Here is a 19,519-nt window from a genome sequence, read left to right as displayed (position 1 = left end):
GGGGCATAGCATGGGCGCATGCTCGAAGTGGTGATGGCGGTAGCGCTGGTGACGATGCTGGTGGTGACGATCGCGGCCGTCGTCTCCGGGCGGACCGGCCGGGGCAGGGCGAACCTCGAACACGGGTCGCTCTACGTGACCGGTGTCAGCCCGCTGCCCGCGATGACCGGTGAGCACTACGTGACGATCACCGGCACCGTCACCGGCCCGTCGATCACCGGCAAGGTCGTCTACCGCCGCTTCGCCTGGGACGCCGCACACTGGCCCGCACCCGGCGACCACCTCGCCGTGGCCTACCCACCGCACAATCCCGACGACTGGCACACCGAGCACCCCGGCTTGCGCCCCTACCTCGGCTCCTGAGCGACCTCACCGGCCTCGCCGGGCATGGGTGAGTCGGAGCTCACAAGCGTCCGGATGGGACCATTCGGGGATGCACGGTACCGACGACCAGACCACCGGACTTCTGATCCGGCCCGCCCACCCCGACGAATACGACGCGGTCGCCGCGCTGACCGTCGAGGTGTACGTGGGCGACGGCTATGTCGCCGACGGGGACGACTACGTGCGCGAACTCGCCGACGTGCCGCATCGGGCGGCCGAGGCCGAGGTCCTCGTGGCCGTGCACGACGGGGAGGTCGTCGGCTCGCTCACGGTCGCGAAGCCCGGCACGCCCTACGCGGAGATCGCTCAGCCCGGCGAACTCGAGTTCCGGATGCTCGCGGTGTCGAAGCGGGCCCGCGGACTCGGCGTCGGCACCGCACTGGTTCGCGCCGTCGTCGACGAGGCGCGATCAGGCGGTTTCGACGCGGTCGCGCTCACCACGATGTTCTCGATGGTCGACGCGCACCGGCTGTACGAGCGGCTCGGCTTTGTCGGTGTCCCCGAACGTGATTGGGCCACCCACGACGGACTGCAACTGTTCGTGATGCGGCTCGCGCTGCGCTGACCCGATCAGTTCAGCACGGTGGCGACGATGCCGGCGAGGTAGCCGAGCCGCGCCACTTCCGACGGGCGGAAGTCGGGCCCACCGGGGCGACCGAGGAGCAGTGCCCGGCCGGTGTTGCCCAGCGGTGCGGCGGCGAGCTTGGTGTCCATGTCGCGCCAGATCTCCGGCACCCATTCGGCCTCACCGTCGAGCCACATCGGCTTCTCGATGGGCATCCACGGGGCCGAACCCGCTTGTGTCTCAGGGGCACTCGGGCTGCCGACGATGCGGTAGGCGCCTGCCGGGCCGAGGCCGATGATCGTGGACCAGCCGACGCGCAGCACCCGCGGGCAGCCGTCGACGAGCACCTGGAGCCGGTCGTCGCGAGCGCTGGCGACCTGGTCGATCAGCTCGAGCTCGCGGTGGGTGTCGAGCACGCCGGAGTACGGGCGGATGGAGTCGACGCTCACATCGCGCACCGATTCCGCGGCGGTGATGAGGGTGTCGGGAAGTGCGCCCGTGGGGACTTCGACGACGAGATCGTCGATCGCGAAGCCGGCGCCGCGTTCCACGACATCGAGCGAGAGAATGTCCGCGCCGACCCCGCCGAGGGCGAGTGCGAGGGAGCCGAGGCTTCCCGGTCGATCCGGAAGTTGCACGCGGAGCAGGTATGACACGTGCGTTCCTTTCCATAACGGCCGGGGTTGTTCGAGACGAATACCCGGTGAAGCAATACTTACACCCCTGAACGCGGGTTCTCGACCCGAAGTATGACCCCATCGGCGCGACATGCGCGAACTTTCGTGTGCGGCGGGTGCGTCCGACGTGCGGGGACGGGCGCGTAAAAACCTCTGGGCCCCGCCAATTAGGCTGTACCGAATACTGCCCACCGAAGCCGAAAGGGGTCCCGCGGTGCCCGCAATCTCCCGCGACGAGGTCGCTCACCTCGCCCGGCTGTCCCGGCTGGCGTTGACCGACGCCGAACTCGACCAGTTCGCCGGTCAGCTGGATTCGATCCTCAGCCACGTGCAGACCATCACCGAGGTCGCCGCCGATGTCCCCGCCACCGCGTCGCCGAATCCGACGACCAATGTGACCAGGCCCGATGTGGTTACGCCCAGCCTCACCCCCGAGCAGGCGCTGGACCAGGCGCCCGCCGTGGAAGAACAGCGTTTCCTGGTCCCGCAGATCCTGGGAGAGGGCGAATGACTGAGTTGACCCAGCTGTCGGCTGCGGAGCTGGCGAGCAAGATCCACGGCGGCGAGGTGTCCTCCACCGAGGTCACCCAGGCGCACCTGGATCGCATCGGCAAGGTAGACGGTGAGCTCAACGCCTTCCTGCACGTGGCGGGCGACGAAGCCCTCGCCGCGGCCGCCGTGGTCGACGCCGCGCTCGCCGCGGGCGAAACACCCGCCTCGTCGCTGGCGGGAGTTCCGTTGGCGCTCAAGGACGTTTTCACCACCACCGACATGCCGACCACCTGTGCCTCGAAGATCCTCGAGGGCTGGATGTCGCCGTACGACGCGACGGTCACCGCCCGGCTGCGGGCCGCGGGCATCCCGATTCTCGGCAAGACCAACATGGACGAGTTCGCGATGGGCTCGTCCACCGAGAACTCCGCCTACGGTCCCACCCGCAACCCGTGGGACACCACCCGCATCCCCGGTGGTTCCGGTGGCGGTTCGGCGGCGGCGCTGGCCTCGTTCCAGGCACCGCTGGCGATCGGTACCGACACCGGTGGCTCGATTCGTCAGCCCGCCGCGGTCACCGCGACGGTCGGGGTGAAGCCCACCTACGGCACCGTCTCGCGCTACGGCCTGATCGCGTGCGCGTCGTCGCTGGATCAGGGTGGTCCGTGTGGTCGCACCGTGCTCGACACCGCGCTGCTGCACGAGGTGATCGCCGGGCACGACCCGCGCGACTCCACCTCGCGCAATGTGCCGGTGGCGCCGGTGGTGGCCGCCGCCAAGCAGGGCGCCAACGGTGACCTGACGGGCGTGCGCGTCGGCGTGGTGCGCGAATTGCATTCCGACAGTTACCAATCCGGCGTCATCGCCTCCTTCGACGCCGCCGTCGCGGTGCTGAAGGAACTGGGCGCCGAGGTGGTCGAGGTGTCGTGCCCGAGCTTCGAGTACGCGCTGTCGTCGTACTACCTGGTGATGCCGTCGGAGGTGTCGTCGAACCTGGCGCGCTTCGACGCCATGCGCTACGGCTTGCGCGTCGGTGACGACGGCAGCCACAGCGCCGACCAGGTGATGTCGCTGACCCGTGAGGCCGGTTTCGGCCCGGAGGTCAAGCGCCGCATCATGATCGGCACCTACGCGCTGTCGGCGGGCTACTACGACGCCTACTACGGCCAGGCGCTCAAGGTCCGCACGATGATCGCGCGCGACTTCGACGCCGCCTACGAGCAGGTCGACGTGCTCGTCTCGCCGACCAGCCCGTTCACGCCGTGGAAGCTGGGCGAGAAGGTCGACGACCCGCTGGCCATGTACCTGTCGGACCTGTGCACCCTGCCGACCAACTTGGCGGGTCACCCCGGCATGTCGGTGCCGTCGGGTCTGTCGGCCGACGACAACCTGCCGGTGGGTCTGCAGATCATGGCCCCCGCGCTGGCCGACGACCGCCTGTACCGGGTGGGCGCGGCCTACGAGGTGGCTCGTGGCGCGCTGCCGACCCCGAGCGCGGTCTGAGAAATTCCCCGAGCGGGGCGCGCTGGTTCGAAAGAGCCGGGCGCGCCCCGTTTTTGGTGAGTCGCGGCCGGGGGTTGCCGTGCAGGCGGCCGCCTCGGTGTTGGCCGGACGGTACCCGAACGAGTGCGCTCAGGCCGCCGCGCGCTGGCCGACGCCCGCTGTCATCGCGGTGAAGCCGGCTCGCAGATCCTTGCCGAGCGCCAACTTCACCACGGGGCTGAGCCAGCCCGCGAGGGTGAACCGGGACTCGTAGCGGCAGCGGTCGGGGCCGAGGGGGACGACGGTGTGCGAGCGCAGGCTGTGCAGCGCGCCCAGCGGCACCGGCTTCATGGTGTAGCTGAACTCGACGCCCGGGGTGTGGCTGCGGATCCATTCCCGCTGTGGACGGCGGTTGCTGCCCAGCTGGACCCGCATGTCGATGGTCGAGCCCGGTTCCAGCGTGCTCGACGCCTCGTAGCAGAAGGTGTTCCACTCGCCGTAGCGCTCGAAATCTGTGAGCACCTCCCACACCTTCGCGGCGGGGGCGTCGATCTCGATCGTTTCGTCGATGACTAGAGACATGTGTGAAAACTAGGACATGTTCTAGTTTTCGGCAACCGCATCAGACGAAGCGCCGGCGGAACTTGCGCAGCGCGTCGATGATCACGGCCGAAGCCGCCGTCACCGCGAACAAGCCGAGAACGGTGCGGGCGAGCGGCCAGAGGTTGGGCCGGTCGGCCGGGTCGGTCTGGGCGAAGACGTTCTCGACCACCGGTGCGCCGTACTCCTGACGTCGCGAGTTCACGTCCACGGCGGTGAACGCGATATCGGCCATCACGCCGCAGCGAGCACGGGAGAACTCGTCGTCGCGCTGCTGACACGAGGCGTGGATACGCCGGTTCAGCGCCGCGTCCACCGAGCGGCGCGCCCACCCGCCGAGGGGTTCGTCGACCCGCTCGGCATAGCGCAGCACGTCGTAGCCCAGGTCGTGCGCCTTACACGCCGACTCGAACTCGGCGGGCAGCGTCACCGGTGAGGAGCAGCCGCCGTTCGGGTTCACCAGCAAGCCGTCCAGCTGGACGGGGTCGTAACCGAACTTGTAGCCGAAATCGCGGGGGATGAGCGAGGTGGCGTCCGGGCTGTCGTCGATGAGCGCGCGCACCGCGGCGGCGGCCGCGACGTTCTCGCTGCCGGTCGGGGTCGTACCGCCCATGGCGCCCGGTGCCGACATGACCACGGCGGCGGCCATGGCCAGCCCGGCCGTGCACAGCGCGACACCGCTACGACGGCGGTGCTGCGCGGAATCGGGGGACGGCGCGGAGGCGGCGGAATCTGCGGTACGGGCCCGAGCGGCGGCGGGTACCGGGCGAAGCGGGGTGTTCATGGCCTCCGACGGTAAGGAGCGGGTCACGCGGCGGGCATCCCGCTACGGACTTGTTTATCGGGGCGCGCGGGTGGCAGGCCCGGCGCCGGGGTCACACCAGGGTAGGGGGTCGTATTCGGTTCGTGGGTATGAGGTCCGCTGACCGGACGGTTCGTAGGCTCACTGTCATGACCGCACCACTGCGCCCCGCCGCGCGAGGAATACCCGCGCGCACCTGGTTCGACTTCGCAACGGTGCTGGTCGCGCTGATTTTGTACAGCATCGCGTGGCCGACGTTGTTCGTCACCCACGAGGTCTCGCCGGTCACCGCGCCGCTGCTGTCGGCGCTGGCGGCCTTCCCCATCCTGTTCGTACGGGTCAACCCGGCGATGGGGTGGGCGATCTCCGCCGGGGCCGCGCTGCTGTTCTCGATCGGCATGCAGCCGGGCGCCGACAACGATCTGCCCTTCCAGGTGGTGCACATCATCGTGCTGTTCGTGCTGTTGTTCGCGGTGGCGCTGCGGGCGGCGGTGCCGATCGTGGTCGTCGCCTGGGCGGCCACCTCGATGCTGTTCGCCACGACGATGCCCGGCTCGGACACCGGTCCGCTGTGGGGCTGGGCGATGGGGTTCGGCGCGCTGGCGCTGTTCGGCTATCTCGTGCGGATCTTGCTGGCCTCGCGGCGCAAGCTCGAGCGGCAGGAAGAGGTGACCGAGCTAGAGCGCGCGCGCCGGGCGATCCTCGAGGAGAAGGCGCGCATCGCCCGTGACCTGCACGATGTGGTCGCCCATCACATGTCCATGGTGGTGGTGCAGGCGCAGACCGCGCCGTACCGGATCACCGACCTCGACCCCGCCTCACGCGCCGAGTTCGAGTCGATCGGCGCCACCGCCCGTACCGCGCTCAACGAGATCCGCGGCCTGCTCGGGGTGTTGCGCAGTGATGGCCAGCTGCCCGAACACGCGCCGCAGCCGCGCGCCTCGGACGTGCCCGCCCTCTGCGCGTCGGCCCTGCGCGCGGGTCTGCCCGTCGACTGGACGGTGACCGGGGATCTGGAATCGGTGCCGGAGACGACCGGGCTCGTCGTCTATCGGGTGGTGCAGGAGTCGATGGCCAACTGCGCGCGGCACGCACCGGGTGCCGCGGTGCACGTCGCCGTGGCGGTGGGCCCCGGCGAGGTGAGCGTGACCGTGCACAACGCGGCGACCGCCACGGTGCCCCAGCCCGGTGCGGGCGGTGGGCACGGCATCGACGGCATGCGCACCCGCGTTGTCGCGGTCGGCGGTGAGCTCCACGCGGCACCCACGCTCAGCGGCGGATTCGAGGTCTCGGTGACACTGCCCACCCACTAGGGTGGTCGGGTGGCTATTACCGTTTTGATCGCCGACGACCAGGCGATGGTGCGCCAGGGTTTCGGCGCCCTGCTGGGTGCGCAGACCGATATCAGCGTCGTCGGCGACGCACCTGACGGCAAAGTGGCGGTGGCCGAAGCCAAGCGGCTGCGTCCCGACGTGGTGCTGATGGATGTGCGGATGCCGGAGATGAACGGCCTCGATGCCGCCCGCGCGATCCTCACCGCGAATCTCGATCCGCCGGTGCGGGTGCTCATGCTCACCACCTTCGACATCGACGACTACGTCTACGAGGCGCTGAGCATCGGGGCGAGCGGGTTCCTGCTCAAGGACGCGCCCGCCGAGGAATTGGTGCGCGCGGTGCGGGTGGTGGCCGACGGTGAGGCGCTGCTCGCGCCGACGATCACCCGCAGGCTCATCGCCGACGTCACCCGCAGGCGCAATACCGTGCGTACCGCCCCCGCGCCCGCGCTCGGCACCCTCACCCCGCGTGAACGCGAGGTCCTCGAACTGGTGGCCAAGGGGTTGTCGAACACCGAGATCGCCGCGGCGCTGTTCGTGGCCGAGCAGACCGTGAAAACCCATGTCTCCAAGGTCTTCTCGAAGCTCGGGCTGCGCGACCGCGCCCAGGCGGTGGTCCTGGCGTATGAATCCGGCCTGGTCGTTCCCGGCTGAGCCGGTGCGCTCAGCGCGGGCAGACGCCGCCGCGCAAGTTCGGCAGGTGCCGGGCCAGCAGCAGCGCCATCCGGTCGAGCAGCGCGGTGGTGTCGTCGAACGAACCCGAATCGGCTTGTGCCGCAAGGGCTACCGCGAGCTGCCCGCTGCCCACGGGCACCAGTCCGAACTGGCGCACGGTGTAGACCCCGGTGACGTCGTCGGGACCCCAGCCACCCTTGAACTCGGTATCGTCCAGCAAGCCGAGACCCCACCCCTGATCCTCGGTGATCTCACCCATCAGCGAGGTGACGACCTCCGCCTGCGGCAGGCACGGCAGCCGCGACGCGAACCGCACCTGGTTGGCCAGCGACCATTCGGTGCCGCCGAAGGAGGTGCCGTCGAGTTCGGTGCGGGTGCCCGACTTGCCGGTGGCCGCGTCGCCCGCCTCGTCGAGGATCTGCTGCACGGCGTCGGCGGCTTCCGGTGCGTCACCGAGGGATTCCCACAGGCCTTCGGCGGCGTCGTTGTCCGACACCGTGATCGCGGCCTCCACCATCTCGAAGATCGACTGGTCGGAGTCGTGGCGCAACGCGGCGACCGCGAGCGGGATCTTGATCGTGGACCAGGCGATGCCGGTGGTCCAGTCGCCGTAGATCGTCATCCGGCCGCCGCCGACCGGCATCAAGGCCATGCCGACCTGGCCCGGCAGCTTCGACTGCAAGAGGGTGAACTCCGCGGCCAGCGAATCGGGCAGCCCGATGGACAGGCCGGGATGCCAGGCGTCTTCGCTGTTGACGGTGACCGTGGGCGCGCTCACCGCCGTCGGGGTGCCCGGCGTGGCGCACGAGGTGGACAGTGCGGCAGATGCCAGCACCCCACAGAGCAGCAGCCTGCGACAGGCAGCCGCCGTTCCGGTCGACTTCACCACCGAATCCTCCCCACCACCCATTGCGCGTGCTCCGGCGGTGCAAACTTCTCGTCGAACGCGTCCGGTCACACCCGGACGACTGTTAGCAAGTTTCACCGATTTTCGGCGAGAATTCGAATGAACGTGGTCACACGGTCGGAAGGGGGTCGTAGTGCACGACATCGGTGAGGTGTTCGCGGGGTTCACCATCGAGGCGATGCTGGGCCAGGGCGGCATGGGCACGGTGTATCTGGCCCGGCATCCGCGCCTGGACCGGCTCACCGCGCTCAAGCTGCTCAACCGGGATCTGTTCGCCGACGAGCGCGTTCGCGCGCGGTTCGAACGGGAGGCCGATCTCGCCGCAGGGCTCGACCATCCCGGCATCGTCACCGTCTTCGACCGGGGGACCGAGGGCGAACAACTCTGGATCAGCATGCAGTACGTCGACGGGATCGACGCCGCGACGGTCGACCCGATGGCGCTGCCGCCCGAGCGGGCCGTGCAGATCATCGAAGGGGTCGCCGACGCGCTGGACTACGCGCACGGCAGGGGAGTGCTACACCGAGATGTGAAGCCCGCCAACATTTTGCTGGCCCGCTCCACCGGCGGCCAGGGCGAGCGGGTCTTCCTCACCGACTTCGGTATCGCCCGTCTTCGCGCCGACTCCACCCACCTCACCCAGCAGGGAATGTTCACCGCGACACTGGCTTACGCGTCGCCGGAGCAGATGACCGGTGCCGAACTCGACCATCGCTCCGACCAGTACTCGCTGGCGTGTTCGCTGTACTGGTTGTTCACCGGACTGGCGCCCTTCGACTCCGCCGATCCGAACGAGATCATCCGCGGCACCCTCTACGCCGCGCCCCCGCCCCTGGCGCTGCGTCGCGCGGGTCTGCCGCCGATCATGGATGCCGTCCTCGCCGCCGCGATGGCGAAACATCCTGCGGCACGGTTCGATTCCTGCGCAGCGTTCGCCAAGGCGGCCCGCCAGGCGCTGACCTCCAAGACCCCACCGGTCCTGCCACGCCCGCCCGCGAACCCGATGCCGGGTTACTACCCGCCCGCCCCGCAGCAAGGACCTGCCGCGCCTTACGTACCGCCCGGTATGGCACAGCCAGGGTACCCGGGTCCCCCCGGACAGCCTGCGCCACAACCTGATTGGCAACCGCCCTCGCGGCCTTTCGGGGCTGTCCCGCCGGTTGCCCCGCGCCCGGCCGCGCCGAGCGGTGCGGTGCCGCCCGGCGAAGTACCTCCGGTGGTCCAGCGTCCGGCCGCGAGTCCCGCTGCCGGAGAGCCGAATGCGCGCCGATCCGCGCCCGCTGCGCCTGGTGCGGCGCCCATGGCTGCCGCTGCGCCCGCGGTCGCGGCCTCGGCTGCCGTGCCGCCATCCGCGGGCCTGCAGGCCCCCGCGCCGGGGGGCGCCGAAGCTGGGGCCGTGCCCGTGGGCGATGCCGGAATATCCGCCAGCCCAGTGTCTCTCGACAAGCCGTCATCCACGGTGGCTCGATCGGATGGCGACGCAGCGACCGGCGGTGCGGCGTCCGGCGAGGTATCGGCCACTGCGGCAACCGATGTCGTATCGATGCGCGACGCGGGCGAGCTGAACGCGGCGAACGCGGCGGCCCTGACCGAGGTGACGTCGATCGCTGGGGCCTCGAACACGGCCCCAGCCGGGCCTGTGGCGCCGGAGGGGGCCGCAGGGCAGTCCAGCCAGCCGGGACAGCCTGGCAGCGCAGCACAGAGCAATGCGGGTCAGCCGAGTAACGCGGGTCAGCCGAGTAACGCGGGTCAGCCGAGCATTGCCGGACAGCCGAGCATTGCCGGACAGCCGAGCATTGCGGGTCAGCCGGGCAGCCCAGGCCAGCCTGGTGGTGCGGGGCAGCCGGGTGGCGCGGGGCCTCAGGTAGACGCGGGCCAGTCGGCGGCGGCGGGGCAGTCGGGTGGCCCGGTTATGCCGGGTGGTGCGGGGCAGCAGCACGGGCCCCCGCGGCCCGGGCCGCGGGGGCCCTGGATGGTGCCGCATCGGGGGTATTGGCCGGTGCCTCGACGGGTGTCGGGGATGCAGCGGTTCGGGTGGGTTGTGTTGGTGGCACTGGTTCTGGTGCTGGTCGCGTTGGTTGTCGCGTTGGTCGTGGTGGTGTTGCCGGGGGACGACGACGGTCTCGACGTGGAAGACGGCGCGAGCGGGCCGTCGAATTCGGTGACCGAGATGGCGGATTCGTTCGCGGAGAGTCGGCGGGTTTTCCCGACCTTGGTTCCGCAAGGGCAGATGAGCGACGGTGTGGGGTATCGGGGGGCGCGGTGCGTGGGGGTGCGCAATGTCAGCGAGCTGGCGTGGAAAGAGCCTGCGTTGCAGTGGACTCCGATCACGACCGGGTGGCAGTGCGAGCGGCTCGACAATCAGGCGGGTGCGGTGAGCTACCTGGTGCTCGAATACGCGAACGCGAGCCAGGCGCGGTCGGTGCTGGAGGCGCTGCCCGCGACCGTCCGCTACGTGGGGAACAAGGACGAAGTGCCGTTCTCGCTGCAGCGGTGGGTGGTTCCGGATCCGGCGAGCATCCGCATCCAGACCGCGCACCAGGTGTTGAGCTTCCCCGGCGACTCCGCCCGCGCGAATTACCTTGTGGTGGTGAGTCGCCGGGGCAGCAGCGGCACCGGCGGGGCCACCCGCCCTTCCGCGCAGGACGAGGTCATCGCGTGGTGGGACGAAGTTCCGCTCTGAGCGATGACAGGGCCGATTCCGGGGCGATCGACCTGCGATACCGAGGTGGCGGTGTCAGGGAAGGCGTCGCCGCCGCGGCGCCGGGCTGAGATGCCGGGCACCGCGGCGACCGAGGTCAGTCCACGGCCAGCGCGGCCACGATCGGCATCCGCGCCGCGCGCAGTGCGGGCGGGATCGAGCCCAGCAGGGCCAGGCCCAGCGCGACCGCACCGTAGACCGCGATCAGCGGGCTCGGCCGGTAGACGATGTCGATGGTCATCGCGTGCCCGATCGCCACCGTGGCCAGATACTGCACCGCGACGCCGACGAGGAGACCGATGGCCGCGCCGATGAATCCGATGCCCGCGGCTTCGGCGAGCACCGAGCGCAGGAGGAACTTGCGGTTGGTGCCCATGGCGCGCAGCACCCCCAGCTCCCTGCGTCGCTCCAGGACCGACAGCATCAGGGTGTTCAGCAACGCCACCGTCGCCACCAGGACGACGATCCACAGGATCATGTTGCTCATCGCCGCACCCTGCTGGACGCTCGAGGAGATCGCGTCGACCATGTCGGCGCCGGTGTCGACGTGGATTTCCCGGGGAACCATCGCGCGGACCGCGGCCTGCACCGCATCGGGGTCGGCACCGGGCGAGTAGTGGATCGACAGGATCGTCTCGCCGGGTCGCTGATACCACTCCCGCATCTGGTCGAGGTTCATCATCACCACACCGGAGACGGCGGTGAAGTACGGGATAACCTGCAGCACAGCTGTTTTGCGCTCACCGGACGGGGTGGGCATGGTGATCTCGTCGCCGACGGTCAGCGAGAGCGACCGCGCCACATCACGGGTGATGACCACACCTTCGCGCCGCTCCATCCGGTCGATCACCGCCCGATCGACCGCGCCGAGACGGGTATCGGCGGTACTCGGCGGATAGCCCTGCAACATCACCCGACCGCTGCCGATGGTCGCGAAGGCCATCTGGGCGGGGCTTACCCGTTCCACGCCGGGGACGTTCGCGACCCGTGCGGCCAGCCCGTCGGGCAGCACCGGCCCGGTCGGGAACTGCTCGACGGGGCTCGGACTCACGTAAAGGTCGGTGTCGCCCAGACTTTGGAAAGAATCGGTCGCCGACTTCACCATGTTGCCCGACGCGCCACCGAGCGCGACCACCGCCGCGACGCCGATCATCACCGTCATCGCGGTGGCCCAGACCCGGCGCGGCGCGCGTTCCAGCGTTGTCGCCCCGAGCGCGCCCGGCGCACCGAACCAGCGGGCGATCGCCGCGGATCCACGCACGATCGGACCGGTGGCGGCGAAACACAGGAACACCGTCGCGGTGAACGACGTGGTGATCGCGGCCAGCGACAGTCGCCCGAGGTCGACGAAGGCGATGGCCACCGCCGCCGCACCGAGAAGCACACCGGCGGCCAGGGCGACCCAGCGCAACGCCGAGTTGGTCGCCGCGGCATCGCTGGCCTCCACCGGCGCCAACGCCTCGACCGGGGCGACCTTGTACACCTGTCTGGCCGCGATCGACGCCGCCAGCACCGTCGCCACCACACACGCGGCGATCGCGACGGGGATCGCGTAGTTCGGCACCTGGAATTCGGTGCGCGCCTCGACCGATTGCACGATCGCGGCGGGCAGCCTGTCGATCGCGAACCGCCCCATCAGCGCACCGATTCCCGCGCCGATCGCCCCGCCGATCAGCCCGAGCATCGCGGCCTCGACGAGCAGATCACGCACCATCGGGGCCCGCTTGCCGCCGATCGCCCGCAACAGCGACAGCGTCGGCCTGCGTTGCGCTACCGCCATACTCATCGCGTTGTAGATCAAGAAGGCCGACACGATCAGCGCCGCCGCCGACGACATCAGCGTGGAGTACCGCATGATCTGGATCGCGCCACCGGCCTGCGCGGTGCGCAGACTCGGCTCGGCCACCACCGCCCGGCCGTCCACCGCTTCGGTGAGGGCGGTGCGCAGCGCGGCCACATCGGTGCCGGGCTTCACCACGATCTGGACCGAATCGAGCTTGCCGACCCGGTCGGTGAGGAATTGGATCAGCGGCAGCGGACCCGCCACGACGTGTCCGCTGTTGAGCCGGTCGGTCGCCTCGGAGTCGAGGACCGCGGCCACCTTCGCCGTGCCCGCCCCGATCGGTACGGGGTCGCCCTCGCGCAGGCCCATGGCCGCGCCGACCAGCACGCCGCGCTCGGTGCTGAGCAGCTTGGTGGTGTACTGCGACATCGGCCCGGCCAGATCGCTGCCGAGCGCGCCGATATTCTGATCCGCGCCGATCAGCAGTGCCCGGTCGGGGCCGGCACCCAGCGTGCCGCGCAGCATCGGCACCGCCGTCGCCACTCCGGGTGTCGCGGCGATCTGGGGTAGCAGTGATTGTTCGAAGCCCGCGTCGGTGATACCGGTGATCTCGAGTTCGGCGGTGCCCGCCAGACCCTTGGTGAGCTTGTCGACCGACCCGGTGACCGACCCGGAGATGCTCAGCACCGCGACGATCAGCGCGGCCGAGACTCCCATCACGGCTCCCGACATCAGGGTGCGGCCGGGATGGCGGAGCAGTTCACCGAAGTTGAACAGCCGCAATCGATCGATGGCGGCGGCGATCATGCGTCGACCCGCGAAGCGACGCGCTCGTCCGCGCCGATCTGACCGTCGCGCAAGGTGATCACCCGGTCGCAGTAGTCGACGGAGCTCATGTCGTGAGTCACCATCACCACCGAGTTGCCCTGCGCCGTGATGTCGCCCAACAGCGCGAGGATCGCGGCGCCGGTCTTGGAATCGAGGTTTCCGGTCGGTTCGTCGGCCAGGATCAGCGGCGGATCCATGATCAGTGCCCTGGCCACCGCCACGCGCTGCATCTGCCCACCGGAGAGCTCCGCGGGCCGGTGCTGTGCGCGATCGCCGAGGCCGACGAGATCGAGCAGTTCCAGCGCGCGCGGCTTGGCCTTACGTAAGCCGGTGCCGTCCAACAGCTTCGGCACGGCGACGTTCTCCCAGGCCGACAGCGTGGGCAGCAGGTTGAAGAACTGGAAGATGAAGCCGACCTGCTCGAGCCGGAACGCGGCCTGCTGGTCTTCGTCGAGATCGCCGATCTCGGTGCCGCGGAAACGAATCGAGCCCTCATCGGGACGATCGAGCGCACCGAGCAGGTGCAGCAGGGTGCTCTTGCCGGAACCCGACGGCCCGATGATGGAGGTGAACTGGCCTGCTTCGATGCGCATGCTCACCTCGTCGAGCGCGCGGACTTCCTGATCACCGACGCGATACTGCTTGACCACCCGGGTCAACTCCAGCATCGGCTGCTGTGGCGATTCGATGTCGGGCATATCTTGTCCCCCAGGGAGTTTCGGGTTTCAGCGTGCGAGTGCGCGGTCGCGGGTAGTCTGCCCGATCGCCGGGCGTGCGTCGAGAAGCCCACGCAGGGCCGGTTGTTCGGCGGCCAGCTCGAGATAGGCCTCCATCGGGGTGCGGCCGTCGATCTCGGCCAGTTCGAGTTTGACGCGCAGATGATTGTCCCAGCGGTTGGCCAGCGCCTGCAGCAGGCCGTCGACTCCGCCGAAGAGCGTGTCGAGCTCGGCGATGCCGGCGAACAGGGCCGGGTCGTTCGGGTCGACCGCTGCCCTGGCGAGCACGGTGTGCACGATCTCGGTGCGGTGGTGTAGATCGGTCCAGGTCATGGGCTTCACCTTCCGTGAGCGGGTGAATCGAACGTTACGGGCGGCGAACGGCCGAATCGTCGTCCCGGGGACCCGACTTCTTCTCCTACCCAGGTAGGAGATCGGTACCGTTCGCGGGACGATGCTCGCCCGGTAGGCGGCGACTAGCCTTACATCATGGATGTGAGCCACGCCATCCCCGCGAAGGCGCCGGGCCGAGTGAGCCTGCGGCAGCGGTTCGCGGCCAGAGCCGCGGTGCCACGATTGCTCACCACCGTCCGCGAACGCATCGAATCGTTGCCCTACGACTATCCGCCCGCGGTGATCCTCACCGCCGACCTCGCCCTGCTGGTGGTCACCGGTGCGGCGGTGATCCAACGGCACGCGTATTTCCCGAGCGTGCTGCCGCTGCTGGCGATGGCCACCGCGTTCCTGCCGATCCCGTTGTTCGCGATCTTCCGGGTGAATCCCCACCCCGTGCTGCTGAAGGGGAGCGCACTGGCTTCCTGCGCCCTGTTCCTGTTGCAGCCGGTCAACGCCGATTTCGCGCCGTTCGTGCTGGTGATCGTCGCCGGTGAGGTGGCCGCGGTCGCCTCGCGCGGGTGGACGATCGGATTCACCCTGCTCGCGATCCTCGAACTGGTCGCGTTCGACGTGGCCGGGCACGTGCACTGGGGTGAGCAGCCGCTGCAAGGACTACCGATGTACATCATCGGCATCCTGCTCGGCATGTTCGTCGGGGTGATGCTGCAGTATCAGCGACGTTTCCTGTATCAAGAGCGCGAGAATCAGGCGATCCGCTCCGGTCAGGCCGCCGACGAGGAACGACGCCGGATCGCCCGCGAAGTCCACGATGTGATCGCCCATTCGCTCTCGATCACCCTGCTGCACCTGACCGCCGCCCGCCGCGCGCTCCAGACCGACGACGACGTCACCGAGGCGGTGGAAGCGCTCGTCGAGGCCGAACGCCTCGGCCGCCAGGCGATGGCCGACATCCGGCGCACGGTCGGCATGCTCGACGCGGGCCCGGCGCAACTGGCTCCCGAGCCGGGCGCCGCCGATATCGACGAACTCATCGGCGACTTCCGCCGCGCCGGGCTCACCGTCGACTACGCGCGCACCGGCGACCTGACCACCGTCTCCGGTGCCATCGGCCACGCGCTCTACCGGATCGGTCAGGAATCGCTGGCCAACGTCATCAAGCACGCGCCGGGCGCCCCCGCCACGGTGCGCTTCGATGTCTCGGCCGAGGCGGCCACGCTGGTGGTGTCGAATTCGCTGCCGCCCGGGCCCGCGCCGCGCCGCGATACCGGGATGGGACTGCGCGGCATGCGCAAACGCACCGAACTGCTCGGTGGGAAGATCACCGCGGGCAACCGCGACGACGGCTGGACCGTGGGGGTCGGCTTCCCCCTGCGAACCGGCTCGTGCGCCACCCTCTCGGCCGTGCTGCCGGGCAAGCTCTGGAACAAACTTCAGGAGGACACGTGACGACCGCTTCGCCGATCGAGCAGCTGGTGACAGTGCTCGTGGTCGACGACCAGGAACTCGTGCGCGGCGGATTGCGTCGCATCCTGCGGCGTCGCGACGGTTTCACCATCAACGAGTGCGCCGACGGCGACGAGGTCGCGGCCGCCGTCGCCGCGCAACGACCCGATGTGGTGCTGATGGATCTGCGGATGAAGCGGGTCGGCGGCATAGATGCGACCCGGTTGCTGCGCGCCCGCCCCGACGCCCCACCGGTGCTGGTGCTCACCACCTTCGACGACGATCAGCTCCTCTCCGGCGCGCTGCGCGCGGGCGCCGCGGGCTTCCTGCTCAAGGATTCGCCCGCGGAGGATCTGATCCGCGCGGTCCGGACCGTGGCGGGCGGTGGCGCGTGGCTCGATCCCTCGGTGACGGGACGGGTGCTCACGGCGTACAGAACAGTGAAACCGGTCGGTACCCGAACCGATCGCCGGCTCGGCGAACTCACCGCCCGCGAGTACGAAGTGCTCGAATTGATCGGCTCGGGCCGGGTCAACAGCGAGATCGCCGCCGAACTCGGTATCTCGGAAGTAACCGTGAAAAGCCACGTCGGACACATATTCGGCAAGCTCGACCTGCGCGATCGAGCCGCCGCGATCGTGTTCGCGTTTGACCACGGCGTAGTGACACCGGGAGAATCTTCCTACTGAGAAGCAGGTCCACGGGCCTGCCAGAAGTGGGAGGCGGACGCTGGTGCAGGCACCTGGGTCACGGACGGGGAGCAGATTCGGCCCGTACGAGTTGCGGTCGATGCTGGGTAAAGGCGGGATGGGCGAGGTCTACGAGGCCTACGACACCGGCAAGGACCGAGTGGTCGCTCTGAAGTTGCTGGCCGAGGAGCTCGCGCAGGACCCTGCCTACCAGGTCCGGTTCCGGCGCGAATCCCAGGCCGCGGCCAAGCTGGCCGAACCGCACGTGATCCCGATCCACGACTGGGGTGTGATCGACGGGGTCCTCTTCATCGATATGCGCCTGGTGCCCGGCTCCGATCTGCGGACCGTGCTGCGCGGGGGCGGGCCGATGAGCCCGGAACGCGCGGTCGCCGTCGTCGAGCAGATCGCCGCCGCGCTGGACGCCGCGCACGCGGGTGGGCTGGTGCACCGCGATGTGAAGCCCGCCAACATCCTGGTCACGCCCGCCGATTTCGCCTACCTCGCCGACTTCGGCATCGCGCACACCGAGGGTGACAGCGCGGTGACCCAGGCCGGGATGGCGGTCGGCTCCTACATCTACATGGCACCGGAACGCTTCGATGTCGGCCCGATCTCGCATCGCGCCGACGTGTACTCACTGGCCTGTGTGCTGCACGAATGCCTCACCGGCGCTTCGCCTTTCCCCGCGGCGAGCATGAGCGTGCTGGTCCGCGCGCACCTGTCCGAGGCCCCGCCGCGGCCGAGCGAGTTGTTGCACGGTATCCCCGGCGCGCTCGACGACGTCATCGGCACCGGCATGGCCAAGGACCCGGCCGATCGCTACGCGTCGGCCGGTGCGTTGGCCGTCGCCGCTCGCCGAGCGCTGGCTTCGGCCGTGCGGGAAGCCGGCGCGCCGGCGCCATCGGGTGCTTTCGCGTCGTACGACGGGGCCCGCCGCGTCCCCGGTGGCCATGATGTGACTCCAGGTTCTTCGTCCGGTCCCACGCTCCGCAGTGCCGCCGGCGCGCCATCGGGTGCCCCGCAAGGTAGCCCGGGCTCGGCTCCCGGGCGCGGTTTCGCCGCCGCCGCCGGTTTCGCCGCCGGTGTGGGACGCGGTGCCGCCGGGGCGCCGACCGGTGCTCCTGGCGGACCGGCCGGTGCCGAGCGTGGCGGCCCCGCGGGGTCCGCCACCGGGCCGGCGCGTGCGGTGCCCATCGGTGCCGCGAGTGGTGCCCGCAAGGGCGTCCCCGACTCGCAGGATCCCGCCGACGTCGAGCAGGTGCCGACGCCGACCGGGGAGTTCCGGGTGATCGGCGCGGTGACCGCCACCGGTGGTGTGGAGACCTCGCGCAGTCAGTCGACCGCGACCGGCGCCCAGCCGACCTTGATCATCCGTCCGCCCGAGGCGCGCCCCGGAGCATCGGATACCACCGGTTTCCGCCGTGTTCCCGCCGAGGGCACCGGCGAGATCTCGATACCCGCGGTGATCCAGCCGACCGGCCCCGCCGAAATCCGGCCCGCCGACACCTACTTCGCGCCCCTCCCGTCGGCCGATGAGCCGGAGGCCCCCGAGCCGCCCCCGGCCTACACCCCCGACCAGGGCCTCCCACGGATGCGCCCCTTCCCCGACGCGCACCTCTACGACGGTGCGCAGCCGGGCGAAACATCGGCTCCCCTGCTGCAGCCACAGCGTCCCGCGTCGGCCACCCCTTACCCGGCGCCCACCGGCCCGCACCGTCTCCCGCCGCAGCAGGATCCCCAGCGAGGCGCCCCCACCCAGCGCTACTCCGGCGAACATCCCCTCCCGGCGGCATACACCCCGCCCACCGAGCAATACCTCCCGCCGGCGTCGAACCCCAACCCCCGGTTCCCCGCTCCCACACCGGAATTCGACGCACCCCGCCCGAACTCGCCTGCCCCCTTCGCGGCTCCGACCCAGCGGTTCGGTGCGGAACAGAACGCCCCCGACGACCGGTTCGACAGTCCCGCAGGACCTTTCGGCGGCCCGCCGGATGCCGGATTCGACGGCCCTTCCGGCCATGGCCGAGGCGACGCGTTCGGCCCGCCGACCGAGCAGTACAACCCCGCCGCCTTCGCGCCGCCGACGCAGAAGTTCGGCGGCGATCTCGACGATCCGCGAGATCGATTCGGTGGTCCCCCCGAGCGTTTCGACGAGGACGCCGACGACCGGTTCGGCGGCCCGCCCGCGCAGTACGCACCGGCGACCGAGCAGTACGACCCCGCCGACATGCAACGATCGGCGCCGACCCAGCACTACGGCGCCGACGGACTCGATCCGCAGCGCTCGCAGCCGACACATCAGTACCGTGGCGGTGCCGCGCCTTTCGCTGCCCATCAGGCCCCGCCGGAGTTCGAGGATCCGGCCAGGTCGGCCGCGACCCGGCAGTACGTGGGTCAGGAGAACGCGTACTCCGACTACGACGAACCGCCCAGTGCCTACGGTGATCACGCCTACCGCGATCCGGCATACGACCCCGGTTACGGGCCTGACCCGGCCTATGGACCGGATCCCGCGTATGGTTCCGATCCGGCCTGGGCGCACCAGGATTCGGAGCGTCGCCGATCGGTTCTGCTGCCCGTGCTGGCCGGTGTCTTCGCCGTTCTGGTACTCGCGGTCGGTGGCGCGATCGGTTGGCGCATGATGTCGGCCGCCGATCCCGCCGAAACTTCCACGGCCGCACCGATTTCGCAGGCGCCGGGTGGTTCCGGCCAACCCGCGGGCACGACTGCGCGCGCGACCACGGCCGCCCCCACCACCTCGGCGGGACCGGTCACCCTGCCCGCGGGCGCGCAGCCCTGTGAAACCGGCACCGCCACAGGCTCTTACAACAAGGTCGCCGTCGGCAGCGCGGTCACCAGCTGCGGATTCGCCGAAGCGGTCCGGGAGGCCTACGCCGGCGGCGGGACGGGCGCCCGCTCGGTGGTGGCGACCAGCCCGGTGACCGGCCGCACCTACACGATGACGTGTGCACCGGAGGGCAAACTCGTCACCTGCACCGGCGGTGAGAACGCCGTGGTCTACGTCTACTGACCCGAAAACGACTGCGGCTCCCGATAACTCGGGGGCCGCGGTCGCGTAGG

The 19,519-nt window shown here is 70.0% G+C and carries 17 protein-coding genes; 10 read left to right on the top strand and 7 right to left on the bottom strand.

Features of this window, described 5'->3' with window-relative positions; translation table 11 throughout:
* Positions 1 to 18: 18 nt before the first annotated feature.
* Both ACFULV_RS00160 and ACFULV_RS00155 read left to right on the top strand, forming a co-directional pair.
* Positions 19 to 363, top strand: coding sequence for a hypothetical protein (locus tag ACFULV_RS00160; RefSeq protein ID WP_378633340.1), 345 nt, complete (start codon positions 19 to 21; stop codon positions 361 to 363).
* Positions 364 to 433: 70 nt separating this feature from the next.
* Complete coding sequence (locus tag ACFULV_RS00155) at positions 434 to 949, top strand: GNAT family N-acetyltransferase (protein WP_378633343.1); 516 nt, start codon at positions 434 to 436, stop codon at positions 947 to 949.
* A 5-nt stretch (positions 950 to 954) separates the two neighbouring features.
* Here the strand turns inward: ACFULV_RS00155 and ACFULV_RS00150 are convergent, their stop codons facing one another.
* Positions 955 to 1,605 carry an amino acid-binding protein gene (locus tag ACFULV_RS00150; protein ID WP_358105186.1) on the bottom strand — a complete coding sequence of 217 codons (651 nt, stop codon included), beginning with the start codon at positions 1,603 to 1,605 and terminating at the stop codon, positions 955 to 957.
* Positions 1,606 to 1,840: 235 nt separating this feature from the next.
* On the opposite strand from ACFULV_RS00150, the gene gatC reads away from it, so the two are divergent.
* Together gatC and gatA are read left to right on the top strand one after the other, a co-directional pair.
* Positions 1,841 to 2,137, top strand: coding sequence for an Asp-tRNA(Asn)/Glu-tRNA(Gln) amidotransferase subunit GatC (gatC, locus tag ACFULV_RS00145; RefSeq protein WP_378651510.1), 297 nt, complete (start codon positions 1,841 to 1,843; stop codon positions 2,135 to 2,137).
* Positions 2,134 to 3,621 (top strand): Asp-tRNA(Asn)/Glu-tRNA(Gln) amidotransferase subunit GatA, encoded by a 1,488-nt coding sequence (gene gatA, locus ACFULV_RS00140; RefSeq protein WP_378633346.1) that lies wholly within the window; start codon positions 2,134 to 2,136, stop codon positions 3,619 to 3,621. Before gatC ends, gatA begins: the two co-directional genes overlap by 4 nt.
* Before the next feature lie 129 nt (positions 3,622 to 3,750).
* On the opposite strand, the gene ACFULV_RS00135 is transcribed toward gatA, so the two are convergent.
* Together ACFULV_RS00135 and ACFULV_RS00130 are read right to left on the bottom strand one after the other, a co-directional pair.
* Positions 3,751 to 4,182, bottom strand: coding sequence for an SRPBCC family protein (locus tag ACFULV_RS00135; protein WP_378651508.1), 432 nt, complete (start codon positions 4,180 to 4,182; stop codon positions 3,751 to 3,753).
* Positions 4,183 to 4,222: 40 nt separating this feature from the next.
* Positions 4,223 to 4,984 (bottom strand): hypothetical protein, encoded by a 762-nt coding sequence (locus ACFULV_RS00130; RefSeq protein ID WP_378633350.1) that lies wholly within the window; start codon positions 4,982 to 4,984, stop codon positions 4,223 to 4,225.
* A 167-nt stretch (positions 4,985 to 5,151) separates the two neighbouring features.
* Between ACFULV_RS00130 and ACFULV_RS00125 the strand changes: the two genes are divergently transcribed.
* Complete coding sequence (locus ACFULV_RS00125; RefSeq protein WP_378651505.1) at positions 5,152 to 6,315, top strand: sensor histidine kinase; 1,164 nt, start codon at positions 5,152 to 5,154, stop codon at positions 6,313 to 6,315.
* A gap of 9 nt (positions 6,316 to 6,324) precedes the next feature.
* Positions 6,325 to 6,990 carry a response regulator gene (locus ACFULV_RS00120; RefSeq protein WP_378633355.1) on the top strand — a complete coding sequence of 222 codons (666 nt, stop codon included), beginning with the start codon at positions 6,325 to 6,327 and terminating at the stop codon, positions 6,988 to 6,990.
* A 10-nt stretch (positions 6,991 to 7,000) separates the two neighbouring features.
* Here ACFULV_RS00120 and ACFULV_RS00115 read toward each other — a convergent pair whose 3' ends face one another.
* The gene (locus tag ACFULV_RS00115; RefSeq protein WP_378633358.1) at positions 7,001 to 7,897 is read right to left on the bottom strand and encodes a hypothetical protein; all 897 of its coding nucleotides are present in this window, start codon (positions 7,895 to 7,897) and stop codon (positions 7,001 to 7,003) included.
* Positions 7,898 to 8,051: 154 nt separating this feature from the next.
* Between ACFULV_RS00115 and ACFULV_RS00110 the strand changes: the two genes are divergently transcribed.
* Complete coding sequence (locus ACFULV_RS00110; protein WP_378651501.1) at positions 8,052 to 10,601, top strand: protein kinase; 2,550 nt, start codon at positions 8,052 to 8,054, stop codon at positions 10,599 to 10,601.
* Between the two features lie 115 nt (positions 10,602 to 10,716).
* Here the strand turns inward: ACFULV_RS00110 and ACFULV_RS00105 are convergent, their stop codons facing one another.
* Genes ACFULV_RS00105 through ACFULV_RS00095 form a run of 3 tightly spaced genes read right to left on the bottom strand, consistent with a single transcriptional unit; the run spans position 10,717 to position 14,279 of the window.
* Complete coding sequence (locus tag ACFULV_RS00105; protein ID WP_378651498.1) at positions 10,717 to 13,209, bottom strand: FtsX-like permease family protein; 2,493 nt, start codon at positions 13,207 to 13,209, stop codon at positions 10,717 to 10,719.
* Positions 13,206 to 13,928 carry an ABC transporter ATP-binding protein gene (locus ACFULV_RS00100; protein WP_378633366.1) on the bottom strand — a complete coding sequence of 241 codons (723 nt, stop codon included), beginning with the start codon at positions 13,926 to 13,928 and terminating at the stop codon, positions 13,206 to 13,208. The genes ACFULV_RS00105 and ACFULV_RS00100 overlap by 4 nt, the downstream gene beginning before the upstream one ends.
* A gap of 27 nt (positions 13,929 to 13,955) precedes the next feature.
* Positions 13,956 to 14,279: a hypothetical protein gene (locus tag ACFULV_RS00095; RefSeq protein ID WP_378633368.1), complete on the bottom strand. Its 324-nt coding sequence runs from the start codon at positions 14,277 to 14,279 to the stop codon at positions 13,956 to 13,958.
* A gap of 156 nt (positions 14,280 to 14,435) precedes the next feature.
* On the opposite strand from ACFULV_RS00095, the gene ACFULV_RS00090 reads away from it, so the two are divergent.
* Genes ACFULV_RS00090 through ACFULV_RS00080 form a run of 3 tightly spaced genes read left to right on the top strand, consistent with a single transcriptional unit; the run spans position 14,436 to position 19,469 of the window.
* Complete coding sequence (locus ACFULV_RS00090) at positions 14,436 to 15,749, top strand: sensor histidine kinase (protein WP_378651495.1); 1,314 nt, start codon at positions 14,436 to 14,438, stop codon at positions 15,747 to 15,749.
* Positions 15,746 to 16,435 carry a response regulator transcription factor gene (locus tag ACFULV_RS00085; RefSeq protein WP_358063879.1) on the top strand — a complete coding sequence of 230 codons (690 nt, stop codon included), beginning with the start codon at positions 15,746 to 15,748 and terminating at the stop codon, positions 16,433 to 16,435. Before ACFULV_RS00090 ends, ACFULV_RS00085 begins: the two co-directional genes overlap by 4 nt.
* Positions 16,436 to 16,478: 43 nt before the next feature.
* A complete protein-coding gene (locus ACFULV_RS00080; RefSeq protein WP_378651492.1) occupies positions 16,479 to 19,469 on the top strand; it encodes a protein kinase in 2,991 nt (996 codons plus the stop codon).
* Positions 19,470 to 19,519 lie beyond the last annotated feature (50 nt).

Source organism: Nocardia sp. NPDC057272, from assembly GCF_042668615.1.
In the GTDB taxonomy this organism is placed as follows: Bacteria; Actinomycetota; Actinomycetes; order Mycobacteriales; family Mycobacteriaceae; genus Nocardia.
The sequence above is the reverse complement of the archived record's forward strand: the minus strand, read 5'-3'. Positions and strand labels throughout refer to the sequence as shown.